We start from the raw sequence: 22,411 nt of genomic DNA, 5'->3' as shown, positions 1-22,411 counted from the left end.
AGCGGAGGGGGCTGAGCATGCGGCTATTCATAAAGCGGAACCACCTCCGTTGGAGGATGTTGGCCTTCATCGCTATCATGGTGCTTTTGCCGAAAGCGGCGTCGGCCGATACCATCCCACCCGACAGGATCGCCGCGGCCCTTGCGAAGCTCGAACTACTTGCCGAAGGCGTCGTCGCGGATGGTAGCGTGCCCGGTCTGGCCATCGGCGTCGTGCATGGCGACGAGGTGATCTTCCTCAAGGGGTTCGGGCATCGCGAAGCCGGAAAACCGGAGACCGTCGATGCGGACACGGTCTTCCAGATCGCCTCCCTCTCCAAGCCGGTCTCCGCCACCGTCGTGGCGGCGCTGGTCAGCAACGGGGTCGCTTCCTGGGATTCGAAGATCGCCGACCTCGATCCGGCTTTCCGGCTCGCCGAGCCCTATCCGACCAGCGAACTCACGGTCCGCGACCTGTTTGCGCACCGCAGCGGGCTTCCCGGCACGGCGGGCGACGACCTCGAGGACATTGGCTATGACCGCGGGGAGATCCTGCGCCGCCTGCGGTTCGTGTCGCCGTCGTCGAGCTTTCGTGCCGGCTATTCCTACAGTAATTTCGGACTGACCGAGGGTGCCGTCGCCGCCGCGAAGCCGACGGGCAAGCCCTGGGAAGAGGTCGCCGAAGAGAAGCTCTATCGTCCGCTTGGAATGGCCTCGACCAGTTCGCGTCATTCGGACTTCATCAAGCACGCCAACCGCGCCGAACTCCACGCCAAGATCGATGGCGCCTGGGCCGCGAAGGTCCAGCGCTATCCGGATGCGCAGGCGCCAGCAGGCGGCGTCAGTTCCACCGCACGCGATCTCTCTCAATGGATGCGCCTTGTGCTCGGCAACGGGGCCTACGCCGGCAAGAGACTCATTGCCGCCGATGCGCTGGACCAGACACATATTCCCTTGATGGTTCGCGGCAAGAACCCCGTCTCCGGAGGCGAGGCCTTCTACGGCCTCGGCTGGAATGTCGAATTCGGCCGGCACGGGCTGGTCTGGGGTCATGCGGGCGCCTTCAGCACCGGCGCACGCAGTCTGGTGATGCTCTTCCCCGAGGAGAAGCTTGGCATCGTCGTCATCGCCAACGCCTTTCCGACAGGCGTGCCGGAGGGACTGTCCGACAGCTTCGCCGATCTCGTCTTCGACGGAACGCTGGGGAAAGATAAGGTAAAGGCATGGAATGATATCTATGCAGGCATGTTCGGGCCGGTGATTGCGGCGGCCAAGGCCACCTATGCCGTGCCGCCCTCTCCGGCAAGTCCGGCCGGGCCAGCCAGTGCCTATGCCGGCCGTTACTTCAACGACTTCATCGGCGATGCTATTGTGTCGGGCGAAGGAGAGGCTCTTGTCCTCAAGGTCGGGCCCGCCGGTGCGCGGTCCTATCCACTGAAGCATTTCGACCGCGACCTCTTCGTGACCTTCCCCGATGCCGAGATGCCGGACAGGCCCTCGGCCGTCAGCTTTGTCATCGACCCCGACGGCAAGGCGTCGGCCGTGACCATCGAGTTTCTCAACGACAATCATCTCGGCACGCTGCAGCGCGAGGGTGATTAGCCGTCGCGGGGCGGGCGAGCCTTTGCCGGTTCAGGATGCCGGGCCGAACTGGAGCAATTTGAAGCAATCGCCGCTGCCCGGCGTCGCTTGCGTCAGGAAGGGTTTCGACCGGTCGATCCATTCTTGGTGCGACCTGGCATCGGCTTCGATCTCATTGGCCGGTGCAAGCTTGACGAAACCGCGCCCCTTGCTGAACAGCCAGCATGCGCGGCCGAGAAACCGCCTGCTGCGCTGGCGCAGGAGGTCGGCATCATAAAAAATGTCGAGCACCTCCTGCTTGATCTTCCGCTCCTTTTCGGGATTGGCGATCGCAACCTCGATCGCCTCGCCGCCGATCGCATCCTGCAGGTCCTTGTAATCCAGGGCGATCTGAGTGGTGGCATATTTGATGTCGCTCTCGTCCCGGACGATGTTGAACCATAGCGTTGGGTTGAGCTCGTTGACGACGAACGATGCTTCGAAATCGCGTGATAAATTCAGGGTATCGAACCCCTGAACATCGACGTCGCGTTCGACCAGAAGGATCTGCGAAACCTGCTTGGCGAGCGCCGTCCCGTGGGCGCTGACCGCGGCATTGTTGCCGCCGAGTTCCGGACTGACATAGGCGCCGCCATCATCCAGCAGCGCATCGAATTCGCCAAGGGCCTCCACGACGGCGCCGCCGCGGGCAATACGCGCCGCCAGTTTGGCGAGAACCTGCTGGAGCTCCGTTTCGCGTTTACGCTGGTCCTGATAGTTCTGCTGGAAAAAGAAGATGAACAGGGACACGCCAATGCCGATCAGGATCACGCCCAGCTGCGAAAAGATGTTGCGATAATATTCCAGCAGCTTTTCACGATGGCGTACGTCGTCACGCACACTGTGCGCCACACGGAGATTGACGATCAGCGAAACGACCAGGAGCCCGGCACCGACCAGGATCAGGCCGCCGATCAGCAGGTAGCCGTAGCCAGAGTTCAAATCCATTCTTTGCCGCGCTCCCGAAACCCCAGACAGCGCAGACTAATACCGTTCGGCTTCAACACCTACGTTTTCATAGGAGCGCCGGCGAAGGATTCCCACCATTCGGCCGCTGTTCTTACAGCCAGGTCTATGCTCGCCGTCCGCCTCGTTTCGTAGCGGTCTTCTCGCAGCCGAATTCAGGCCGCGTGCTTGGAACCAATGACGGGCGAGACTGTTCAGCTATGACTTTGATACGACGCCGATGTGCCCGGTCGGCTGGGCATGCGGCGATCTTGAGGAGTTCTCATCATGAAGATTTCGTCCAGATTTCGTTCAGTCGCGGTTGCCGTCATCGCCGCCGCGGCAGTTAGCTTTGCCAGCGTCGCGCATGCCGACAGCGGTACGATCCGCTTCGCCATCTACAAGGCGGCCTTTTTCATCGGCGGCTCCGGAGGCGAGGGCACACTGACCTTCCATGGTCGCCGATATCCCATCTCGGTCGGCGGCATCTCGGGCGGCCTCGCCTTCGGCGCCTCCAAGACCTATTTCAAAGGTACCGTGCGCCACATACGCCGCGCCCGGGATGTGACGGGGGTGTACGGTGCAGCGGGGGGTGGCGGCGCGCTTGGCAAAGGAGCCCAGGTGATCGTCATGACCAATGACAAGGGTGCCCAACTCGAACTCACAGGCAGGCAGGTAGGTCTGCAAGTCAACGCCGATCTCAGCGGTATGAGCATCTCGCTGAAATAAGGGCAGTCATTGCATTCGTCATTCCGTGGATGGGCCGGATTTGGCCGCTCCAAACCGCAGCCCATCCATCAGCAGCGACACCAATCGGCGCGAGCGGTCGCGCCAGTCCTTGGTGTCCGGGGCCGAATAGATGCCGCCCAGCGCATGCAGCACGTCGGAGGCATCGACGTCGCTGCGGATCGAGCCGTTGGCGACCGCGGCATCGATCAGCCGCCGCAAAGCCAGCGTCACCCTGCCCGAAACGTCGGAGAACAGGGTGGAGTTGGTTGTGAGCAGGATGCGCAGGCTTGTCGACAGCCCGCGCTTGGTGGCGATGTAGTCGACGAAGCGCTGCATCCATTGTTCGAGCGCGACGTCGGGCACATGATCGTGGGCGAGTTCGTCGGCCGCCTGGCACAGTCCTTCCACTTCGCGCCGATAAACCACCTCGACCAGATGCTCGCGCGTTGGGAAATGCCGGTAGAGCGTGCCGATGCCGACGCCGGCCTGACGCGCAATCTCCTCCAGCGAGGCATCGACGCCATGCGCGGCAAAGGCTTTCGCCGCGACCTCGACCAGTGCGTCGCGGTTGCGCTGCGCGTCGGCGCGCAGCGGTTTTGCAGCGGCGGCTTCGGCCTTGTCTCCAGATATGACGGGCGGCTCTGCGGCCAATTTTTTCTCCAGTGTTGATCCGAATAGGGCAGGCCCCGTTTCAACAACGGAGACGCCTCCAACTTCGTTACGCCTCCGACAAATATAATCGCAAGTAAATACAATCACAGGATCGAGTCTGGGCCGGCGTTCCGCATCTTGCCTGTCCCGGTGGATGACGACGGAGGATATTTCCTGGCGCGGCCGGCACTCCTCATCTGTTCGGCCGATGCCCTGAGGCAAAAATGAGCCGACATTGAGCACGATCCCCTCAGGATCATTGGACTGTCCTGCCCCTACAGACAGTTCAGAGAGCACCACCGGCTTGGGCCGGTGGTGCTTTTTTGTCTCCAGGCATGACGGCTGGCTGCCCTGCCAATTTTCTCCAATTTTGATCATTTTCGATCCTGGGCTTGAACAGGGCCGAGCAGGTCCTTAGGTAATAAGCGGAGGCGCCTCCGATTGTGGAGCGCCTTTCTCATGTAATCACGGGATCGGGTATGTCACGTCTTTCGACCTCGCAAGCCGCAGCCTCCCCGAGGTCGCGCCAAGTCAGGCAGACCCCCTCTGCCCTGCCGGGCATTTCCCCCAAGGGGAAGATAGCCTTCACCTAGCCATAAGCTGACCTTGCCGCTCGCCGGCCGGGCACCAGATCATCCCCTCCCGCGTCAAGCAACTGGAGCCAGACGCCCCATGACAAGCAAAACCCGAACTCCAATCCAACTTCAAATCAACGGACATCGACATGAGCTGGAGGTCGAACCGCGCGTTACCCTGCTCGACGCCTTGCGCGACCATCTCGGCCTGACCGGCACCAAGAAGGGCTGCGACCAGGGCCAGTGCGGCGCCTGCACGGTGCATATCGACGGCCAGCGCGTGCTGGCCTGCCTGACGCTTGCCACTCAGGCTGAGAGCAGGGACATCACCACCATCGAAGGGCTTGCCGGGGAGGATGGCACGCTGCATGCGGTGCAGGCCGCCTTCCTCGAACAGGATGCCTTCCAGTGCGGCTATTGCACGCCGGGCCAGATCATGTCGGCGGTCGCCTGCATTCGCGAGGGCCATGCCGGTTCCGACGAGGAGATCCGCGAATACATGGCCGGCAATCTCTGCCGCTGCGGCGCCTATCCGCATATCATCGCCGCCGTGCGCCAGGCGGCCGTGGAGGCCGCGTCATGAGGGACTTTTCGTATCTCCGCGCCGGCTCCGTCGATGCAGCCCGTGAGGCAGCAGCACTTCCCGGCGCCATGCTTTTGGCCGGCGGCACGACGCTTGTCGATCTCGCGAAATGCGGCGTTGCCGAACCCGAGACCGTGGTCGACATCACCCATCTCAAGGGACTGGACACGATTGCCGTTGATGACCGGGGCGCCACGATCGGCGCGCTGGCCAGGATGAGCCGCGTCGCCGACCATGCCGATATCAAGAGTCGGTTCCCAGCCGTCTCGGAAGCATTGTGGCAGGCCGCATCGGCGCAGTTGCGCAACATGGCGACGATCGGCGGCAATTTGATGCAGCGTACGCGCTGCCCCTATTTCCGCGATCCGGCGAATTTCCCCGCTTGCAACAAGCGCTCGCCCGGCAGCGGCTGCTCGGCGATCGGCGGCGTCACCCGTGGTCATGCCGTGCTCGGCACCAGCGAAGCCTGCATCGCCACCTATCCCGGCGACCTGGCGGTTGCGCTCGTCGCCTTCGACGCGATCCTCCATCTCGGCGACCGTCAGGTCGCCGTCGATGATTTTTTCCTGCCGCCGGGCAGCACGCCCGAACGGGAACATGCGATCGAACCCGGCGAGATGATCACCGCGATCGGCATTCCCGCTTCGGCCGCCGCCCGCCGCTCGACCTATCTCAAGGTCCGCGACCGCCAGTCCTATGAATTCGCCGCGGCAAGTGCCGCGGTCGGTATCGAGTTCGAGGCCGACGGAAGGACGATCCGCGATCTGCGCGTCGCGCTTGGCGGCGTTGCCACCAAGCCATGGCGCGCCCGCGCCGTCGAAGAGGCGCTGAAAGGCAAGGTGCTCGAGCCGGAGGTCGTCAGGCAAGCCAGCCTGCTCGCCGTCGAGGGCGCCGTCGACCATGGCGCCAACCACTACAAGATCGAACTGGCGCCGCGCGTCGTCGCCCGCGCCATCCTCAAAATGGGAGAAACGGCATGACCGTTCACGAGTTGAGAACAAGACCTGGCGATGCCAAACGCGGCGACGCTTCGGACGGCGCCGTCCTCGCGGATCAGGTCGGCGGCCGGCTGTCGCGCGTCGACGGACCGGCCAAGATCACCGGTGCCGCCAAATACGCCGTCGAGCAGCAGCTCGAGGGGCTCACCTATGCGGTGCTGGTCGAGAGTACCATTGCCGCCGGCCGGGTGCAGTCGATCGACACGGCAGCGGCCGAAGCCGCGCCGGGCGTGCTGCTGGTGCTGACGCCCGACAATTTCCTGCCGCTGAGAACCGCCACGGACTGGCTGGGCACGCCGCCGCCGGCTGTTGCCTATTGCCCGCTGGCGCGCAGCATCACCTTCAGCGGCCAGCATATCGCGGCGGTGGTGGCCGAGAGCTTCGAACAGGCGGTCGCAGCCGCGGCGCTGGTCAAGATCGCCTATGACGAGGCGCCGGCGATCGTCGACCTCAGCGATCCGAAAGCCGGCGACGGCATTGCGGTCGATGCGATGACCAAGGAGTGGGGTGAGGCGGAGACCGCGTTCGCCTCGGCTCCGGTCAGGATCTGCAACGCCTACAACACGCCGCGCGAATACCAGGCGCCGATGGAGCCGCATGGCCTGATCGCAAAGTGGCAGGACGACCAACTCACGGTCTGGGAGCCGAGCCAGTGGCTCGACGGCATGGCGCGGACCTATGCCGAATGGTTCGGCGTGCCGTTCGAGAATGTGCGACTGGTCTCGCCCTATATTGGCGGCGGCTTCGGCTCCAAGGCGTTCGCCTATGGCTACGGCGCGGTGGCGGCAGTCGCCGCGAAAATGCTGGGACGGCCGGTGAAGCTGGCGGTCAGCAGGCCGCAGACCTTCACCGCCTATGGCGGACGGGCGGCGACGCGCCAGACCGTGGCGCTCGGCGCCAACGCAGAGGGTCAGATCCAGTCGATCGTGCATCGCGGCGTCAACGAGACCTCGGTCGACGGCATGTGGGTCGAGCCGCTCGGCTCGGTCACCTCGGTCATGTACGCGACGCCGAATTTCTCGTCGCGGCAGAACGTCGTGCGGGTCAACACGGTGGTGCCGGGGGCATTGCGCGCGCCGGGCGAGAACCCGAGCGCCTTCGGCATCGAAAGCGCGATCGACGAGCTCGCCTATGAGGTCGGTATCGACCCGCTGGAAATCCGTCTCAGGAACTATGCCGAGCAGGATCCGCATGCGAAGAAGCCGTGGTCGACACGGCAGCTGCGCGAGGCGTTCGCGGCCGGCGCTGAAGCCTTTGGCTGGTCGAAGCGGACGCCCCAGCCGCGTTCGATGCGCGACGGCAACCAGTTGATCGGCTGGGGCGTCGCCGCCGGCACCTACCCGGTGCGGCGCGCCTATGGCGAGGCGGTCGTGCGCATTCTCGCCGACGGCTCGGTTGAGGTCGAAAGCTCGTCGATCGACATGGGGCAGGGCACCTACACGATCTTGGCGCAGACCGCCGCCGAGGTGCTGGGCGTGCCGGCGGAAAACGTCATCGTCAAGCTCGGCGATTCCCGCTATGCCCGTGCCGGCGTCACCGGCGGTTCGCGGCTGGCCGGGGTGATGACCGGCGCCGTCCACAAGGCGGCGAGTGCCGCGCTCGACCAGTTGGTCGGGCTCGCCATCAGTGATCCGGCTTCGCCGTTCCATACGCTGCAGGCCAACACGCTCGTCGTCGCCAATGGCCGCATTTCGTCGCCGCGCGGCAACGGCCCTGAAGTTTCCATCGCCGAACTGCTCAGCAGCGTCGGGCGCCAGCATATCGAGGCCAAGGGCGACACGATGCCGGCCAATTCGACGGTCGAGGACCGCTACAAGAACTACACCACCATAGCCATGGCGCTGCCGCACACCGAGGGCGACTATTCCCGCCACAGCTGGTGCGCGCATTTCATCGAAGTGCGCGTCGACGAGGACTTTGGCACGGTTCGTGTGTCGCGCGTGGTATCGGCGCTGGATTCGGGCCGGCTCTATAACCCCAAGCTCGCCGAAAGCCAGTGGAAGGGCGGCATCATCATGGGCATCGGCCAGGCGCTGCTCGAGGAAGGCATCGTCGACCGCCGCCACGGCCGCATCGTCAACAACAACCTCGCCGACTATCTCATCGCCACCAATGCCGACATTCCCGACATCGAGGTAATCTCAGTCGGTATTCCCGACCCGCATTCCTCGGTGCTTGGCGGCAAGGGGGTCGGCGAGCTAGGCATCGTCGGCGTGGCGCCGGCGATCGCCAACGCGGTATTCCACGCCACCGGGAAACGGGTGCGGGATCTGCCGATCACGCTGGAGAAGCTGATTTAGGCGGACGCGGTGGAACTGCCAATCTCCCCCCTCGTGGGGGAGATGCCCGGCAGGGCAGAGGGGAGCGTGAAGGATCGCCAGCGTTCAGTTCAACTTTGATGAGCTGAGAACCTTACGTGGGTGCGCGAACTGCTTGATAGGCTGGAGGGACAGCGCCCCTCTCTGTCCTGCCGGACATCTCCCCCACGAGGGGGGAGATCGGCAGCTTGAACGCCCTGCCTTTTCAGGCTCACCACGACAGACTGAACGCAAGCTTGCCGAAATGCCGGCCGCCGGCCGCCATGTGGGCGTAGGCCTCGGTCGCCTGGTGCTGGCTGTAGATTGTGTCGATGACCGGATCGATACGGGCGGCGCCGATAGCGCGCGCAGCGTCGCGCAGGTCGGATACCGAACCGGTGTTGTTGCCCACTACCTTGAGCGCCTTGATGATGATCGGCAGCAGGTTCGTGGTGGCCTCGGCGCCGGTGACGAAGCCGATCGCGAACACCGTGCCGCCGGGCGCCGCGGCATTGATTGAGCGGGCGAAGGTGGCCGAGCCGCCGGTCTCGACGATCAGATCGGCGCCGAGGCCGTCGGTCAGCTCGAGCACCTTGGCGTCCCAGTCCGGTGTCTCACGATAGTTGATGAGATGATCCGCACCCAAGGCCTTGGCGCGGGCCAGCTTTTCGTCCGACGACGAGGTGATGATGACCGTGGCGCCGGCTGCCTTTGCCAGCTGCAGGGTCAAGATCGACACACCGCCGGTGCCGAGCAGGACGACGACTGATCCGGGCCCGGCATCGGCGGCGCGGATCGCGTTCCAGGCGGTGGTGCCAGCGATCGGCAGCGTTGCTGCCGCTTCGAAGGACAAGTGAGCCGGCATCGGCACGACGGCATTGGCCGGCAGCACGACATATTCGGCGAGCGAGCCGGGCAGTGTCAGCCCGCGCATCTCTCTGGTCTCATAAGGCCGCGGACGGCCGCCGATCCAACGCGGTTTTGCATGGGCGATGATGCGGTCGTTGACGGCGAGCCTCGACACGCCCTCGCCGATGCCGACGATCTCGCCGGCGCCGTCGACGACGGGAATGAGCGGAAAGCTCGGGCCTGGATAGTTGCCGCTCGCGATCGCGACGTCGACAAAGTTGAGGCTTGCGGCGCGCAGGCGGATCAGCACTTCGCCGCGCTGCGGTTCAGGCGTGGGAACGGTGGCCGCGCGAAACGCGTCCAGTCTCGGGGCAGTCAGTTCGATCGCTTTCATGTCTCACTCCGGTTGATGGGCCGATTGACGGGCCGGGATTGAGTGAAACTAGCTGCTGCGCTATTGGTATATAATCCTTGGCTTTTACATTTGAGCTCTGCGCCAGATGCAGCAATCGCACGAACCGGCAGCATTGGCCGAAATGGCCGCCTTCGCGGCAATCGCCGAAGCACGCTCCTTCACCAAGGCGGCGGCTCGCATCGGCCGCGACGCAACGATCCTGTCGCGGCGCCTTGCCTCCCTGGAAGAGCGGTTGGGCGTGCGCCTGCTGCACCGGACGACGCGAAGCGTGTCGCTGACCGAGGCGGGTTCGGAGTTCCTCGTCCGCATCCGCGCTATCCTGGCCGCCGTCGACGAAGCCGAGGCTGTCGCGTCGGCGCATGCCGGCGGCGGGCCGCGCGGCGTGCTGCGGCTGGCGCTGCCCGGCTCGTTCGGGCGCATGTGGATCGGCCCCCTGCTGCCACAGTTTCTCGCCGAATTTCCCGACGTCCGTATCGAGGCCGAGTTCTCCAACCGCTTCGTCGATCTCGTCGCCGAGAATTTCGATGTTGCCGTTCGTCTCGGCGCGCTGGAGGATTCGCGGCTGGTGGCGCGCAAGGTCGCGACACGGCGGCGGCTGCTGTGCGCCGCGCCGTCCTACCTCGCCCGCCGGGGCACGCCGGCTGCGCCGGAAGCGCTGCTGGAACACAGCTGTCTCGGCTTCTCAGGCTTCCAGACCTTTCCGGCCTGGGAGATGACCGACACCACGGGCCGCCGCGTCAGTATCGAGGTCTCCGGCCCGCTGGTCACCGACGACGCCGAGGTCCTGGTCGAAGCCGCCGTGCAAGGCGTCGGGCTGATGATGAGCACGGATTGGCTGGTCGGACGCGAGCTCGCCGACGGCCGGCTGGTGCCAGTGCTGGAGGACTGGACCCTTGCCGACGAAGGGGCCGTCTATGTCGTCATGCCTTCGGCCAAGGGGCAAGCCGCCAAGACACGTGCCTTCGCCGACTGGATCGGCAAACGCTTTGCGCCGGTCCCGCCGTGGCAGAGGTGAGGGTGCTGATCTCCCCACGAGGGAGATTATGCGCTCCTCCCTCACTTCCCGCCCTGCTTGATGAAATGACCGAGCAGATCCATTGGCACCGGAAACACGACCGTCGACGAGCGCTCGCCGGCGATGTCATGGAGAGCCTCGAAATAGCGTAGCTGCATGGCTTGCGGTGCTTCGGCCAGCATCTTGCCAGCCTCGACGAGCTTTGCCGCCGCCTGTTGTTCGCCGTCGGCATTGATCACTTTCGCACGCCGCAGCCGTTCCGCCTCGGCCTGCTTGGCGATGGCGCGGACCATGTTCTCGTTGAGGTCGACATGCTTGATCTCGACATCGGAGACCTTGATGCCCCAGGCATCGGTGCGCTGGTCGAGAATCTCCTGGATATCGCTGTTGAGCTTGTCACGTTCGGCCAGCATTTCATCGAGCTCATGCTTGCCGAGCACCGAGCGCAACGTGGTCTGTGCCAACTGGTTGGTGGCGGTCATGAAGTCTTCGACCTGGATCACCGCCCGCTCGGCGTCGACGATACGAAAATACAGCACCGCGTTGACCTTCACCGAGACGTTGTCACGCGAGATCACGTCCTGCGGCGGCACGTCCTGGACCACCACTCGCAGGTCGACCTTCACCATCTGCTGCACGAACGGGATGAGGATGATAAGGCCGGGGCCCTTGACCCCGGTGAAGCGGCCGAGCGTGAAGACCACCCCGCGCTGATATTCCCTCAGGACGCGAATGGCCGCGGATAAGAACATGACCACGACGAGCGCTGCTGCCAGATAGGCCACATAACCGATGATCATTGCCTTGCTCCATCGCTTCCCACATTGCGGCGCCGTATCGTCAGCACAAGACCCCTGACATCAGCCACCTCGACGCTGTCGCCCACCGCAAGCGGTTCGTCGGCTTTTGCCCGCCAGCGCTCGCCCCGGGCGAGCACGTGGCCCTCGCTGCCCTGCCAGTCGAGAATCTCCGCCGGCAGCCCCTGCATGGCCTGTGCGCCAACACGCGGAACGTTCTTGCGGGCCGCCCACAGATAGCTGCCGGTCAACAGCGCCAGGCCGAGCGTCAGGACGGCGGCGGTGCCGATAACGGCCCACGACATCTCGAAGCCGGGCCCCTCGATCTTGAGCAGCATGGCAGCGCCCAGCAGAAACGCAGCCACGCCTCCCAGCCCAAGGACCACTGTCGGGTTCAAGGCTTCGACGACGAGAAAGATGATGCCAAGCAGCATCAAGGCAAGGCCGGCATAGCTGATCGGCAGGAGATTGAGCGCATAGAGGCCGAGCAGAAGGCAAATCGTGCCGATCACGCCAGGCGCGACCGCGCCCGGGCTCGTGAATTCGAAGACGAGGCCATAGACGCCGACCAGCATCAGGATGACGGCGATGTTTGGGTCCGTGATGACGGCGAGAAGCCGGATGAGCCAGCCTGGTTCGAGCGTTTCAACCGGCAGCCCTTTCGTCGCCAATGCCTCTTTCTTGCCGGCGATCTCGACGGTCCGGCCGTCGGCCAGTTGAAGCAACTCGGTGGTGTCGCGGGCGACGAAGTCGATGACATGCTCCTGCAGCGCCGCGCCGGCCGACAGGCTGGCCGCCTCGCGCACGGCCTTTTCACCCCATTCGGCATTGCGCCCGCGCAATTCAGCCAGGCTGCGGATCAGGGCAACGGCGTCGTTCGTCGCCTTGGCGATCATCGCATCGCCCGCGGGTGCGTTCTTCTTGTCCTTGTCCGCCTCCGGGCCATCGTTCTTGCCGCCGGGAAACGATGGCAGCGGCCCGCCCATCTCGATCGGCGTTGCCGCGCCCAGATTGGTGCCGGGCGCCATCGCCGCTACATGGGTGGCGTAGAGGATGTAGGTTCCGGCGCTCGCCGCGTGCCCGCCGGCGGGCGCGACATAGCCGATGACGGGAACCGGCGAGGCGAGGATGGCGGCGATCATCTCGCGCATGCTGGTGACCAGCCCGCCGGGCGTGTCCATCTGCAGGATGAGAGCCTGGGCATTTCGGTCCGCGGCCACCGCCAGCGCTTCCTCGAGCTGCCTGGCACTCGCCGGACCGATGGCGCCGTCGATCTCGACGCGCAACACAATTTTCTCCCGGCCGTTCGCCTCTCCGGTTGCGGAAGGGGGACAAACGGCCGCAGCAGCCACGAAAGCCGCGGCAAGCAGGACCGCACGCGCGAGTTTCACGCTCAAAGCTCCATATCTAGGATATGGGCTGGATTTTGCCGAAATCCATGAGAACGCTCATCAAACCGGCCCGGGCAGGGGTGATGCTTCGCTCTGTCCTTCAGGCCTGAAGCAGTGCCAGCTCTTCGGCGGTCAGATGGCGGGCCTTGCCTTTGGCAAGCTCGCCGAGCTGCAATGGGCCGATCGCGATCCGTACCAGGCGCAGCACCTCGATCTCATGGGCGCCGAGCAGCCGGCGGATATGGCGGTTGCGGCCCTCGTCGAGCACGATTTCCAGCCAGGCGGTGCTGGTGCCGCCGCGCAACAGCTCGATCGAGCGGGCCGTCAGCAAGTCGCCGTCGACTGTCGCGCCGGCGCGCAACCGCGCCAGCATGGCCTCGTCGGGCAGGGCGCCGATCTGCACGTGATAGGTCTTGGCGACATGCGAGGCGGGGTCGAGCAGGCGCTGCGCGAAGCGCGTGTCGTTGGTCATCAACAGCAGGCCTTCGCTGGCCTTGTCGAGGCGGCCGACCGGCGAGACGAAGGGCAGGTCGAGGCCTGCCAGGCAATCATAGACGGTGCCGCGGTCCTGCGGGTCGTCGCGGGTGGTAACCAGGCCGCGCGGCTTGTTGAGCATCAGATAGACCTTGCGCTCGGCGGCGACGCGGCGGCCGTCGACCTCGATGCGGTCGCGGCCGGGATCGACGCGCATCGCGCCGTTGCGCACGATCTTGCCGGCGACCCGCACGCGCCCCTCGGCAACCAGAAGCTCGGCCTGCTTGCGCGAGCACAGGCCAAGCTTCGACAGGGCGCGGCACAGGCTGACGCCGGGAGGCTGGGTCCCGGGGGCAGGGCGTTGCCGGGCAATGTTCGGTCGCGGCGACATGGCGTTGCCTGTGGATTCTTGTATACGAGCATCCCACTATAGCCGGCCGCAGGCTATGTCCACGGAAGGGAACTGCATGTCTTTTGCATCGTGCGCAGCGGCTGCGAGGACTTGCATGAAAACAGCCATTCGCCTTTGCCTGCTGCTCGCCTCTCTGCCGGCATCGCCGGCGCATGCCGGCTGGCAGGCAGTCGAGAAGGTCGAGACCTATGCCGTCTCAGGGCAATCCGGGCCGGAGCTCTATGCCTCGATCGGCGGGCGCGGGCCGCTGCTCGGCGAGCGCCGCGTCATCGCGCATACCAATTTCAAGCTGACCTGGGTGAGGGACTACCAGCCGCAAGGCGACGCCTGCGTGCTGGTGTCGGCGCGGCCGAAGCTGATCATCACCTACACCTTGCCGAAGCCGGCCGCGCGGCTGCCGGGCGCCATCCAGAAGAACTGGGAGGTTTTCGCAACCGGCCTCGCCGCCCACGAGAAGGTGCACGGCGCCAGCATCATCGACATGGTGCACAAGATCGAGGCGGCCACCATCGGCCTGACCGTCCCCGACGACCGCGGCTGCAGCAAGATCAGGACCGAAGTGACGAGACGGCTCGCCGGAATTTCGCAGGCACAGCGGCAGGCGAGCCGCGATTTCGACCGGGTCGAATTCGGCCCGGGCGGCAAGCTGCGGCAGCTTGTGTTCACGCTGATGACCGGGGGATGATGCTGCGGGGCGGCGCAGGGCACCATATCTGTCGGCCAAGCTCATGCCTGCTCGGTCGGATAGAGCGTCAGGATGTTGACGTTGACCCGTGGCGGCTGCGTCACCGCATACTGGATGGCGGCGGCGATGTCCTCGCTTTCCAGCTGCTCCATGTCGCCAAGCCTTAGCTCGACCGCCTGGCGCACATCGGCGCGCATATTCTGGGTGAACTCGGTCTTGACGGCGCCAGGCTCGATGCAGGTCACGCGGATGCCGTCCTTGCCGATCTCGCGGCGAAGCGATTCCGCCATCGCGCTTACCGCGTGCTTGGTGCCGGAATAGACCACCGAAGGGTGGATATAACGGCCGGTGCCGGAAGAAACGACGACGATGTGGCCGGCGCCTTGCCGTTGCATCGACGGCAGCGCCGCATGGATCGGATAAAGCAGGCCCAGAATGTTGACGTCGACCATCCGGCGGTATTCTTCCGGCGTCGTATTGCGGAACGGCGCGGCGACGCCGACGCCGGCAACCGCAAGCAGAATGTCGAGCCGGCCGTACTCCTGCAGGACCCGTTCGACCATCGCCGTGGCTGCGCTTCGTCGGTGACGTCGACGGCAATCGGCAGCGCGGTGCTGCCGGTCTCACGGATCCGCCTCGCCAGATCGTCCAGGCGCTCGGCGCGCCGCGCGGCAATCGCCAGCGTGGCGCCCTCGGCCGCCAGCGCCAAGGCGGTGGCCTCGCCGATGCCGGAGGAGGCGCCCGTCACCAAGGCGATCTTGCCGCTCAGTTTTCCTGTCTGCATCGTTTTCTCCTGACGCTTTGAACACGCCCTGAAGCTAGGGCGCAGACATTCTGGGAACAATGCTGGGAGTTCTTGGGCATGATACGCCGCAGCGCCGCATCCCGCGGAGTACCTCAAGGCATGCGGGACAGCGCCCTCCAGCAAGCCCATGTCTGCGCAATTTTCCTTGAGCGAACGAGCGGGGCTTGACGCGACTGGAGGTGTTGCGTCTTGATATGGGGCTGCGGGGCTTCGCATGAAAACAGCTGATCGACTATGTCTGCGGGTGGCTTGTTTGCATGCGACGCGCTTGCATGCAGCACCGCGATCCTCTGGCGACCGACCGGGCTGAGCGCAAGATGAAGGTCCTCGTCGTCTATTGCCATCCCTGCACCGACAGCTTCAACGGCGCCGTGCGCGATACGGTGCTGGAGACGCTTGCCGAAAGGGGGCATCAGGTCCACCTGCTCGATCTCCATGCGACCGGCTTCGATCCAGTCATGCGCACGCAGGAATGGCGCGGTTACCACGACAAGGCGGCGAACCTGCAACCGGTCCACGAACATGCGCAGGAGCTGCTCTGGGCCGAGGCGGTCGTCTTCATTTACCCGACCTGGTGGTATGGCGTGCCGGCGATGCTGAAAGGCTGGCTGGAGCGTGTGCTGGTGCCGGGCTTCGCTTTCGAGATGCCGACCGCACGACGCGGTCCGCGGCCCAAATTGCGGCACATACGCCGGGTGATGGCGATGACCACATGCGGTGCCACGCCGCTGATGTCGTGGATCATGGGACAGCCCGGCCGGCGAACCCTGCTGCGCGGCTTCCGCTCCGTCTGCCATCCGCTGTGCCGGACCAAATTCCTGGCGCTCTACCGGATGGACAGCGTCTCGGCCGCCGGACGCCAGGCGCATCTGCAGCGGGTCAGGAAAGCGGTTGCCGGTCTTGGCCGCGCTGATGCCATTGCCGCCACGGTGCCTGGCTGATTTGGTCGAGCGAGCCGCCGAGGGCAGCGGGCATCGCTTCGATGTGTCGGATACGATCAGTTGTACAAGTCGGCGCCGCCCCTCATCGCCCTGCCGGGCACTTCTCCCCGTATAGTGACGGGAGAAGGGGCTGGCCGCAGCGTTGGCGTCGTTTCTGCACCGCCGATGTTTGGCGAAATCACCGATGACGAGGCCCCTCTCCCCGTCACTATACGGGGAGAGGATGCCGGCAGGCAGGTGAGGGGCAACGCAAACGCTTAGAGGGCGAATTCAAAACTGAGAGATTGCCTTGGGTCGCTGGCAGAGGCGCGTTGACTCTCTTCGCCATTTCTGGAATCCTGGAATTATGGACAAGACACTCGCCCTTTCGGCGCTTGCCGCGCTCGGCCAGGAAACCCGGCTGGACGTTTTTCGCCTTTTGGTGCGGGCTGGAGCCGACGGCGTGCCGGCGGGCGAGATCGCTTCGCGGCTCGCCGCGTTCCCGAATACGATGTCGGCCCATCTCAAGATCCTGTCGCATGCCGGCCTGGTGCGGACCGAACGGGAGGGCCGCAGCGTGCGCTATTTCGCCGATATGGCCGGCTTTCGCGATCTGCTGGCCTACCTGATGGAGGACTGCTGCAATGGCGCGCCGGAACTTTGCCAGCCTGTGATCCAGGCTGTGACCTGCAACTGCTAGAAGGGAGGTGCGCGATGAGCGAGCCATACAATGTTCTTTTTCTCTGCACCGGCAATTCGGCAAGGTCGATTCTCGCCGAGGCGATCCTGAACCGCGTCGGCGCAGGCAAGTTCAAGGCCTATTCGGCTGGATCGCATCCGAAGGGAGAGGTTCATCCTTACGCCCTTCAGCTTTTGAAAAGCCTCAACTACGACACGTCGTTCGCCCGTTCGAAAGACTGGCAAGAGTTTGCGGAGCGGGGTGCCCCAGAGATGAATTTCGTCTTCACGGTCTGCGACAATGCCGCCAACGAATCATGTCCGGTCTGGCCCGGGCAACCGATGACGGCGCATTGGGGCGTACCTGATCCTGCAGCCGTCGAAGGCACCGAGGCGGAAAAGCATCTCGCCTTCGCCGAAGCCTACCGCATGCTCAACAACCGAATTTCGATCTTTGTCAGCCTGCCGATCAATGCGGTCGACAGACTTGCGCTGCAGAAGCGCCTCGACGAGATCGGCCGCAATCTGCCGAAGGCCGGCTGAGGTGGTTCAGCTTTCCCGGCGCCTTGTTGCCGAGGCCCTCGGCACGGCTCTGCTGGTCGCCACCGTGGTCGGTTCCGGCATCATGGCTGACAGGCTGAGCAACGATGTCGCCGTCTCGCTGCTCGGCAACACCTTGCCGACCGGGGCGATCCTGGTCGTGCTCATCGCCATATTCGGGCCGATCTCCGGAGCGCACTTCAACCCGGCGGTGACGCTGGTGTTCGCGCTTCGGCGTGAAATCGAAACGAACGCAGCGCTGGCCTACGTCGCCGCCCAGATTGCCGGCGGCATCGCTGGAACGTTCCTGGCGCATGCAATGTTCGAATTGCCGATCCTGGAAGTGTCGGCGACGGTGCGGACCGGAGGCGGCCAATGGATTGCGGAGCTGGTCGCCGCCTTCGGGCTGGTCTTCACCATCCTTGCCGGCCTGCGTTCCCGCCCGGATTCTATCCCTTGGCTGGTTGGGCTCTATATCACCGCCGCCTATTGGTTCACCGCGTCGACATCCTTTGCCAATCCGGCCGTCGCCATCGCCCGAGCGTTCTCCAACACTTTTGCCGGCATCCGCCCCGCCGATCTGCCGGGCTTCATCGCCGCCGAACTTTTGGGCGCGTTGCTCGCCATGGGATTGGCAGGGTGGCTGCTCGCCCAACCGAAACCAGTCGGACAGATGAAAGCTGCGCAATGACCGTCACCATCTACCACAACCCCGATTGCGGCACCTCGCGCAACACGCTGGCCATCGTCAGGCAGTCCGGCGAGGAGCCGGAGGTGATCGAATATCTGAAAACCCCGCCGTCGCGCGAAAAGCTCGTCGAGCTGATCGCAGCGATGGGCATGACGCCGCGCCAATTGCTGCGCCAGAAGGGCACGCCCTATGCCGAGCTTGGCCTGGGCGACCCGAAGTGGAGCGACGACGAGATCCTCGATTTCATGCTGGCGCATCCGATCCTGATCAACCGGCCGATCGTGGTGACGCCGCTCGGCACCATGCTCGCCCGACCCTCCGAAGCGGTGCTCGATATCCTGCCCAATCCGGATATCGGCCCCTTCACCAAGGAGGACGGCGAGGTCGTCGTCGACGCCAGCGGCAAGCGCGTCGCCTAGAGTATTTCGACATTTCTCGAAATTTGCTTTGACGCCACGACGGATCGCGCCTACCTATTTCGATGAAACTCGAAATAAGAAAGTTTTGAAGCCATGAAACCAGTCGATCACGCAGGGTCCCTGCCAAACATAGATATGGAGCAACTCCCGGCAATCGATGCATCTGCGCTGTTCGATGTGGCCGCGTCGGTCCATAAGCCTCGGATCTTGATGCTCTACGGCTCCTTGCGGGAGCGTTCCTATTCCCGCATGGCCACTGAGGAAGCCGCACGTATCTTGACCTGGCTTGGCGCTGAAGTCCGCATCTTCAACCCTGCCGGTTTGCCGCTGCCGGATTCGACGCCCGCCGATCACCCCAAGGTGAAAGAGCTGCGTGAGCTGTCGCTTTGGTCCGAAGGCCAGGTCTGGTGTTCGCCCGAACGTCACGGTTCAATGACCGGTATCATGAAATCGCAGATCGACTGGCTGCCATTGTCGTTGGGCTCGGTGCGTCCCACCCAGGGCCGGACGCTTGCCGTCATGCAGGTTTCCGGCGGCTCACAAAGCTTCAATGCTATCAACCAACTGCGTATCCTGGGCCGCTGGATGCGCATGTTTACGATCCCCAACCAATCGTCGGTGGCAAAGGCATTCAACGAATTCGATGCGGCCGGGCGCATGAAGCCCTCGCCCTACTACAACCGCATCGTCGACGTGATGGAGGAGCTGATGAAATTCACGCTTCTTCTGCGCGACCGGTCGGCCTATCTCACCAACCGATATTCCGAACGCGTCGAAAGCGCGGAAGAGCTTGCCAGACGGGTAAATCAGCGGTCGATTTGAGGCGGGCGGTTGGCGCAAACGAGACGGCGATTGTCCGGTTATTCGAGAATGTTCGAAATAAGCTTTGACGTCGTGGGCTCTCGGAGCTAACGTGTTTCCATGAAACTCGAAAAAGCAGCCTCGCAACTGGAAGCCCTCGGCAGCCCGACGCGGTTGCAGCTCTATCGGACGCTTGTGCGGGCGGGCGATGAAGGCCTGCCGGTCGGGCGCATCCAGGACAGGCTCGGCATCGCTGCCTCGACGCTGTCGCATCACCTCAAGCGGCTGGTCGACACCGGCCTGGTGACACAGGAGCGGCAGGCGACGACGCTGATCTGCCGGGCCAACTATCCCGCCATGAACGGGCTCATCGGATACCTCGCGGACGAATGTTGCGCCGACGCAACCTGTGCGCCGGCTTCGGTGGAAGCGACGGCCAAGACGGCGGCGTAATTTTTTGGCATTTGTAATTCGAAACTACCGGAAGGATGGAAGATATGGAGATGATCGAAAGGCTTCCCGTCGCTGTGATCGGCGCTGGGCCGGTCGGCCTGGCGGCAGCGGTCCACCTCATCGCGCAAGGTATTCCTGTCAAAGTCTACGAAGCCGGCAATAGGGTTGCATCCAACCTCAGGGATTGGGGCCATGTCCGGGTGTTCACGCCTTGGCGCTATTGCGTCGATCAGGCGTCTAGAAGCCTGCTCGAGGCGCGTGGCTGGCGGATGCCGGAGCCTGAGGCATTCCCGACCGCGAACGACCTCGTCGCGGATTACCTCGAGCCGCTTGCAAAGCTTCCGCAATTGTCGCCGTCGATCGAAACCGGTGCCCGGGTCGTCGGCATCTCGCGCTGGGGCGCCGACAAGGTGCTGAGCAAGGAGCGCGAAAACCGGCCGTTCATGCTGGTGATCGAAACCGCCAGTGGCACGCGGCGCGACAGCGCCCGCGCCGTCATCGATGCTTCGGGAACCTGGCAGATGCCGAACCCGCTCGGCGCCGGCGGAATTCATGCCGTAGGCGAAGCGCAATTTGCCGATCGCATCGCCTACGGCATCCCCGACATCCTCGGCCGCGACCGCCGCCTTTATGCCGGCAAGACGACGCTGGTCGCCGGCTCCGGCCATTCAGCCGCTAATGCCTTGCTAGATCTCGCCAGGCTGGCGGATATGGAGCCCGGCACGGCCTTCATCTGGACAACGCGCGGCACCGACCTGGTGCGCATCTATGGCGGCGGCGATGCCGACCAATTGCCGGCACGCGGCGAACTCGGCGCCGAAGTGCGCGAACTCGCCGAGAGCGGCGGCGTCAGACTGGTGACGGGCTTTGCAGCCGTTTCGATCCGCGATGCCGACGGCCGGCTGGTCGTCGAAGGCCAGACCAAGGACGGCTTGCAGCGGATTGGCCCGGTCGACCGCATCATCGCCGCGACCGGACAGCGCCCCGATCTGTCGCTGACGCGCGAGCTTCGGCTCGAGCTCGATCCGTGGCTGGAAAGTGTCAGGGCACTGGGACCGCTGATCGATCCCAACGAACATTCCTGCGGCGACGTGCCGCCGCACGGTCACCGCGAGATCAGCCATCCCGAGCATGGGTTCTATACGGTCGGCATCAAGAGCTATGGCCGTGCGCCGACCTTCCTGCTGCTGACCGGGTATGAGCAGGTCCGCTCCGTCGCCGCGGCGATCGCCGGCGACATGGTGGCCGCCGACAATGTCCAGCTCGTGTTGCCGGAGACCGGCGTCTGCACCGTGCCGCGGATCGGCATTGCCGACACGGGCTGCTGCGGCGGTCCGGCGCCGGTAGCGGTGGATGCCTGCTGTGTCGCCGATGCCGAAGCAAAGGCGATCGGCAAAAGCGGCTGTGGCTGCGGCGTCGCGGCATGAGCCTTCTGGCGCCTTCGCCCACCATCCTGCGCAGCCGCGGCGCAATCATCACCGCGCTTGGCCTGACGCAGATCATGGCGTGGGGATCTTCCTACTATCTTCCAGCGGTCATTGCGCCGGCGGTGTCCTCCGATACCGGCTGGCCGCTGGCATGGGTTGTCGGCGGCCTGTCTCTCGGCTTGCTCACGGCAGGATTGATCTCGCCGCGCGTCGGGTCGTCGATCGAGCGGCATGGCGGCCGCAGCGTTCTGGCGTTCAGCGCCGCATGCATCGGGCTCGGCCAGATCGGGCTGGCTCTCGCCCCTAATCTTGCGGCCTATATCGCAGCCTGGCTGGGCATCGGACTGGGCATGGGGGCTGGGCTCTACGATGCCGCTTTCGCGACGCTTGGGCGCCACTACGGCCACGGCGCGCGCTCCGCCATTACCACGCTGACGCTGTTCGGCGGTTTTGCCAGTACGATCTGCTGGCCGATTTCGGCCTGGCTTCTTGGGGAGGTCGGCTGGCGCGGCACCTGCCTGGCCTACGCTGTCTTTCAGCTGGTGATTGCGCTTCCGCTCTATCTCGTGATCCTGCCTCGTGAGGCGCCGCAAACGGCAGCCGGGCCAGGATTGCCGGTCGGGCCAGGATTGAACCAGGCGACGCCGGCCGGCGAAGGCAATCCCGATCCGTCGATCATGATCGTGTTGGCCGCCACCCTTACGCTTGCGGCGGTGATCTCCTCGACGCTGTCGGTGCATCTGCTCACCATCCTGCAAGGCAGCGGCATGGCGCTGGCCGCGGCCGTCGGGCTCGGCGCGCTGGTCGGCCCGTCCCAGGTGGCGGCGCGCGCGATCGAGATGACCATCGCGCGCTACCACCATCCGATCCTGACCAAGTTCGCCTCGGTTACGTTTGTGGCGATCGGCGTTTCGGCGCTCTGGGCCGGCATGCCAATCATCCCGCTGGCGCTCGGCTTCTATGGCGCGGGCATCGGCCTGGAATCCATCGCGCGAGGGGCGTTGCCGCTCGCGTTGTTCGGCTCGAACGGCTACGCGAAGCTGATGGGCCGCCTCGCCATGCCGAGCCTGATCGCCCAGGCGGCGGCACCCTCGGCCGGCGCATTGCTGCTGGAGCGCTTCGGCCCGCATGGGACGTTGGCCGCGCTTTCTGGTCTGGCGCTGGCCAACGTCATCCTCGCATGCGGCCTCGGCTGGCGGATGCTCCGCTGGCGGCAATCGCAGGTAGTTCAAACCCGATAGGATTTCGACCCGCGTTCAGCGC

General features: G+C 64.6%; 22 protein-coding genes and 1 pseudogene. 16 read left to right on the top strand and 7 right to left on the bottom strand.

The window, feature by feature from the left end; translation table 11 throughout:
• The first annotated feature begins 56 nt into the window (after window positions 1-56).
• Window positions 57-1,580, top strand: coding sequence for a serine hydrolase (locus tag NKH37_RS13370; protein ID WP_023722354.1), 1,524 nt, complete (start codon window positions 57-59; stop codon window positions 1,578-1,580).
• Between the two features lie 30 nt (window positions 1,581-1,610).
• On the opposite strand, the gene NKH37_RS13365 is transcribed toward NKH37_RS13370, so the two are convergent.
• Window positions 1,611-2,546 (bottom strand): hypothetical protein, encoded by a 936-nt coding sequence (locus tag NKH37_RS13365; protein WP_023722353.1) that lies wholly within the window; start codon window positions 2,544-2,546, stop codon window positions 1,611-1,613.
• A gap of 285 nt (window positions 2,547-2,831) precedes the next feature.
• Between NKH37_RS13365 and NKH37_RS13360 the strand changes: the two genes are divergently transcribed.
• Window positions 2,832-3,272, top strand: coding sequence for a lipid-binding SYLF domain-containing protein (locus NKH37_RS13360; RefSeq protein WP_023677323.1), 441 nt, complete (start codon window positions 2,832-2,834; stop codon window positions 3,270-3,272).
• An 18-nt stretch (window positions 3,273-3,290) separates the two neighbouring features.
• Here NKH37_RS13360 and NKH37_RS13355 read toward each other — a convergent pair whose 3' ends face one another.
• Entirely contained in the window at window positions 3,291-3,923 is a 633-nt protein-coding gene (locus tag NKH37_RS13355) for a TetR/AcrR family transcriptional regulator (protein WP_353041076.1), read from the bottom strand.
• 672 nt (window positions 3,924-4,595) lie between these two features.
• Between NKH37_RS13355 and NKH37_RS13350 the strand changes: the two genes are divergently transcribed.
• The 3 genes from NKH37_RS13350 to NKH37_RS13340 are packed head-to-tail and all read left to right on the top strand — an operon-like array spanning window position 4,596 to window position 8,379.
• Window positions 4,596-5,081, top strand: coding sequence for a (2Fe-2S)-binding protein (locus tag NKH37_RS13350; protein ID WP_023722351.1), 486 nt, complete (start codon window positions 4,596-4,598; stop codon window positions 5,079-5,081).
• Entirely contained in the window at window positions 5,078-6,061 is a 984-nt protein-coding gene (locus NKH37_RS13345) for an FAD binding domain-containing protein (protein WP_031195083.1), read from the top strand. Before NKH37_RS13350 ends, NKH37_RS13345 begins: the two co-directional genes overlap by 4 nt.
• A complete protein-coding gene (locus NKH37_RS13340) occupies window positions 6,058-8,379 on the top strand; it encodes a xanthine dehydrogenase family protein molybdopterin-binding subunit (protein WP_023722349.1) in 2,322 nt (773 codons plus the stop codon). Before NKH37_RS13345 ends, NKH37_RS13340 begins: the two co-directional genes overlap by 4 nt.
• A gap of 229 nt (window positions 8,380-8,608) precedes the next feature.
• Here the strand turns inward: NKH37_RS13340 and NKH37_RS13335 are convergent, their stop codons facing one another.
• A complete protein-coding gene (locus NKH37_RS13335; RefSeq protein WP_023722348.1) occupies window positions 8,609-9,619 on the bottom strand; it encodes a zinc-dependent alcohol dehydrogenase family protein in 1,011 nt (336 codons plus the stop codon).
• Between the two features lie 106 nt (window positions 9,620-9,725).
• Here NKH37_RS13335 and NKH37_RS13330 point away from each other — a divergent pair, with 106 nt between their 5' ends.
• Window positions 9,726-10,655 carry a LysR family transcriptional regulator gene (locus NKH37_RS13330; RefSeq protein WP_352549412.1) on the top strand — a complete coding sequence of 310 codons (930 nt, stop codon included), beginning with the start codon at window positions 9,726-9,728 and terminating at the stop codon, window positions 10,653-10,655.
• Window positions 10,656-10,696: 41 nt separating this feature from the next.
• Here the strand turns inward: NKH37_RS13330 and NKH37_RS13325 are convergent, their stop codons facing one another.
• The 3 genes from NKH37_RS13325 to NKH37_RS13315 all read right to left on the bottom strand — a co-directional run bounded on the left by NKH37_RS13325 (window position 10,697) and on the right by NKH37_RS13315 (window position 13,708).
• Window positions 10,697-11,455 (bottom strand): slipin family protein, encoded by a 759-nt coding sequence (locus NKH37_RS13325; protein ID WP_023722913.1) that lies wholly within the window; start codon window positions 11,453-11,455, stop codon window positions 10,697-10,699.
• Window positions 11,452-12,843 carry an NfeD family protein gene (locus NKH37_RS13320; protein WP_352856348.1) on the bottom strand — a complete coding sequence of 464 codons (1,392 nt, stop codon included), beginning with the start codon at window positions 12,841-12,843 and terminating at the stop codon, window positions 11,452-11,454. The genes NKH37_RS13325 and NKH37_RS13320 overlap by 4 nt, the downstream gene beginning before the upstream one ends.
• 100 nt (window positions 12,844-12,943) lie before the next feature.
• Window positions 12,944-13,708 carry a pseudouridine synthase gene (locus NKH37_RS13315; RefSeq protein ID WP_352592719.1) on the bottom strand — a complete coding sequence of 255 codons (765 nt, stop codon included), beginning with the start codon at window positions 13,706-13,708 and terminating at the stop codon, window positions 12,944-12,946.
• Window positions 13,709-13,823: 115 nt separating this feature from the next.
• Between NKH37_RS13315 and NKH37_RS13310 the strand changes: the two genes are divergently transcribed.
• Window positions 13,824-14,414: a DUF922 domain-containing Zn-dependent protease gene (locus NKH37_RS13310; RefSeq protein WP_023722916.1), complete on the top strand. Its 591-nt coding sequence runs from the start codon at window positions 13,824-13,826 to the stop codon at window positions 14,412-14,414.
• Between the two features lie 41 nt (window positions 14,415-14,455).
• On the opposite strand, the pseudogene NKH37_RS13305 reads toward NKH37_RS13310, so the two are convergent.
• A pseudogene (locus NKH37_RS13305) lies at window positions 14,456-15,198 on the bottom strand (SDR family oxidoreductase).
• A gap of 338 nt (window positions 15,199-15,536) precedes the next feature.
• Here NKH37_RS13305 and NKH37_RS13300 point away from each other — a divergent pair.
• From NKH37_RS13300 to NKH37_RS13260, 9 genes are all read left to right on the top strand, one after another.
• Window positions 15,537-16,160 (top strand): NAD(P)H-dependent oxidoreductase, encoded by a 624-nt coding sequence (locus NKH37_RS13300; RefSeq protein ID WP_502895819.1) that lies wholly within the window; start codon window positions 15,537-15,539, stop codon window positions 16,158-16,160.
• Between the two features lie 346 nt (window positions 16,161-16,506).
• Window positions 16,507-16,839 carry an ArsR/SmtB family transcription factor gene (locus tag NKH37_RS13295; protein WP_023722919.1) on the top strand — a complete coding sequence of 111 codons (333 nt, stop codon included), beginning with the start codon at window positions 16,507-16,509 and terminating at the stop codon, window positions 16,837-16,839.
• 14 nt (window positions 16,840-16,853) lie between these two features.
• Window positions 16,854-17,360 (top strand): arsenate reductase ArsC, encoded by a 507-nt coding sequence (locus NKH37_RS13290; protein ID WP_023722920.1) that lies wholly within the window; start codon window positions 16,854-16,856, stop codon window positions 17,358-17,360.
• A 1-nt stretch (window position 17,361) separates the two neighbouring features.
• On the top strand, window positions 17,362-18,048 hold the full coding sequence (locus NKH37_RS13285) for an aquaporin (RefSeq protein ID WP_023722921.1): 687 nt from the start codon (window positions 17,362-17,364) through the stop codon (window positions 18,046-18,048).
• Complete coding sequence (gene arsC / locus NKH37_RS13280; protein WP_353003559.1) at window positions 18,045-18,467, top strand: arsenate reductase (glutaredoxin); 423 nt, start codon at window positions 18,045-18,047, stop codon at window positions 18,465-18,467. Before NKH37_RS13285 ends, arsC begins: the two co-directional genes overlap by 4 nt.
• Window positions 18,468-18,560: 93 nt before the next feature.
• Entirely contained in the window at window positions 18,561-19,289 is a 729-nt protein-coding gene (gene arsH / locus NKH37_RS13275) for an arsenical resistance protein ArsH (protein WP_502895813.1), read from the top strand.
• A gap of 99 nt (window positions 19,290-19,388) precedes the next feature.
• Window positions 19,389-19,721: an ArsR/SmtB family transcription factor gene (locus tag NKH37_RS13270; protein WP_352788199.1), complete on the top strand. Its 333-nt coding sequence runs from the start codon at window positions 19,389-19,391 to the stop codon at window positions 19,719-19,721.
• A 50-nt stretch (window positions 19,722-19,771) separates the two neighbouring features.
• The gene (locus NKH37_RS13265) at window positions 19,772-21,148 is read left to right on the top strand and encodes an FAD-dependent oxidoreductase (protein ID WP_353003743.1); all 1,377 of its coding nucleotides are present in this window, start codon (window positions 19,772-19,774) and stop codon (window positions 21,146-21,148) included.
• Window positions 21,145-22,389 (top strand): MFS transporter, encoded by a 1,245-nt coding sequence (locus NKH37_RS13260; RefSeq protein ID WP_353003557.1) that lies wholly within the window; start codon window positions 21,145-21,147, stop codon window positions 22,387-22,389. The genes NKH37_RS13265 and NKH37_RS13260 overlap by 4 nt, the downstream gene beginning before the upstream one ends.
• Window positions 22,390-22,411: the final 22 nt, after the last annotated feature.

The organism is Mesorhizobium sp. M1217 (genome assembly GCF_040318275.1).
Taxonomy (GTDB): domain Bacteria; phylum Pseudomonadota; class Alphaproteobacteria; order Rhizobiales; family Rhizobiaceae; genus Mesorhizobium.
Note: the sequence above shows the minus strand (reverse complement) of the source record. Positions and strands in the feature narration are given on the sequence as shown.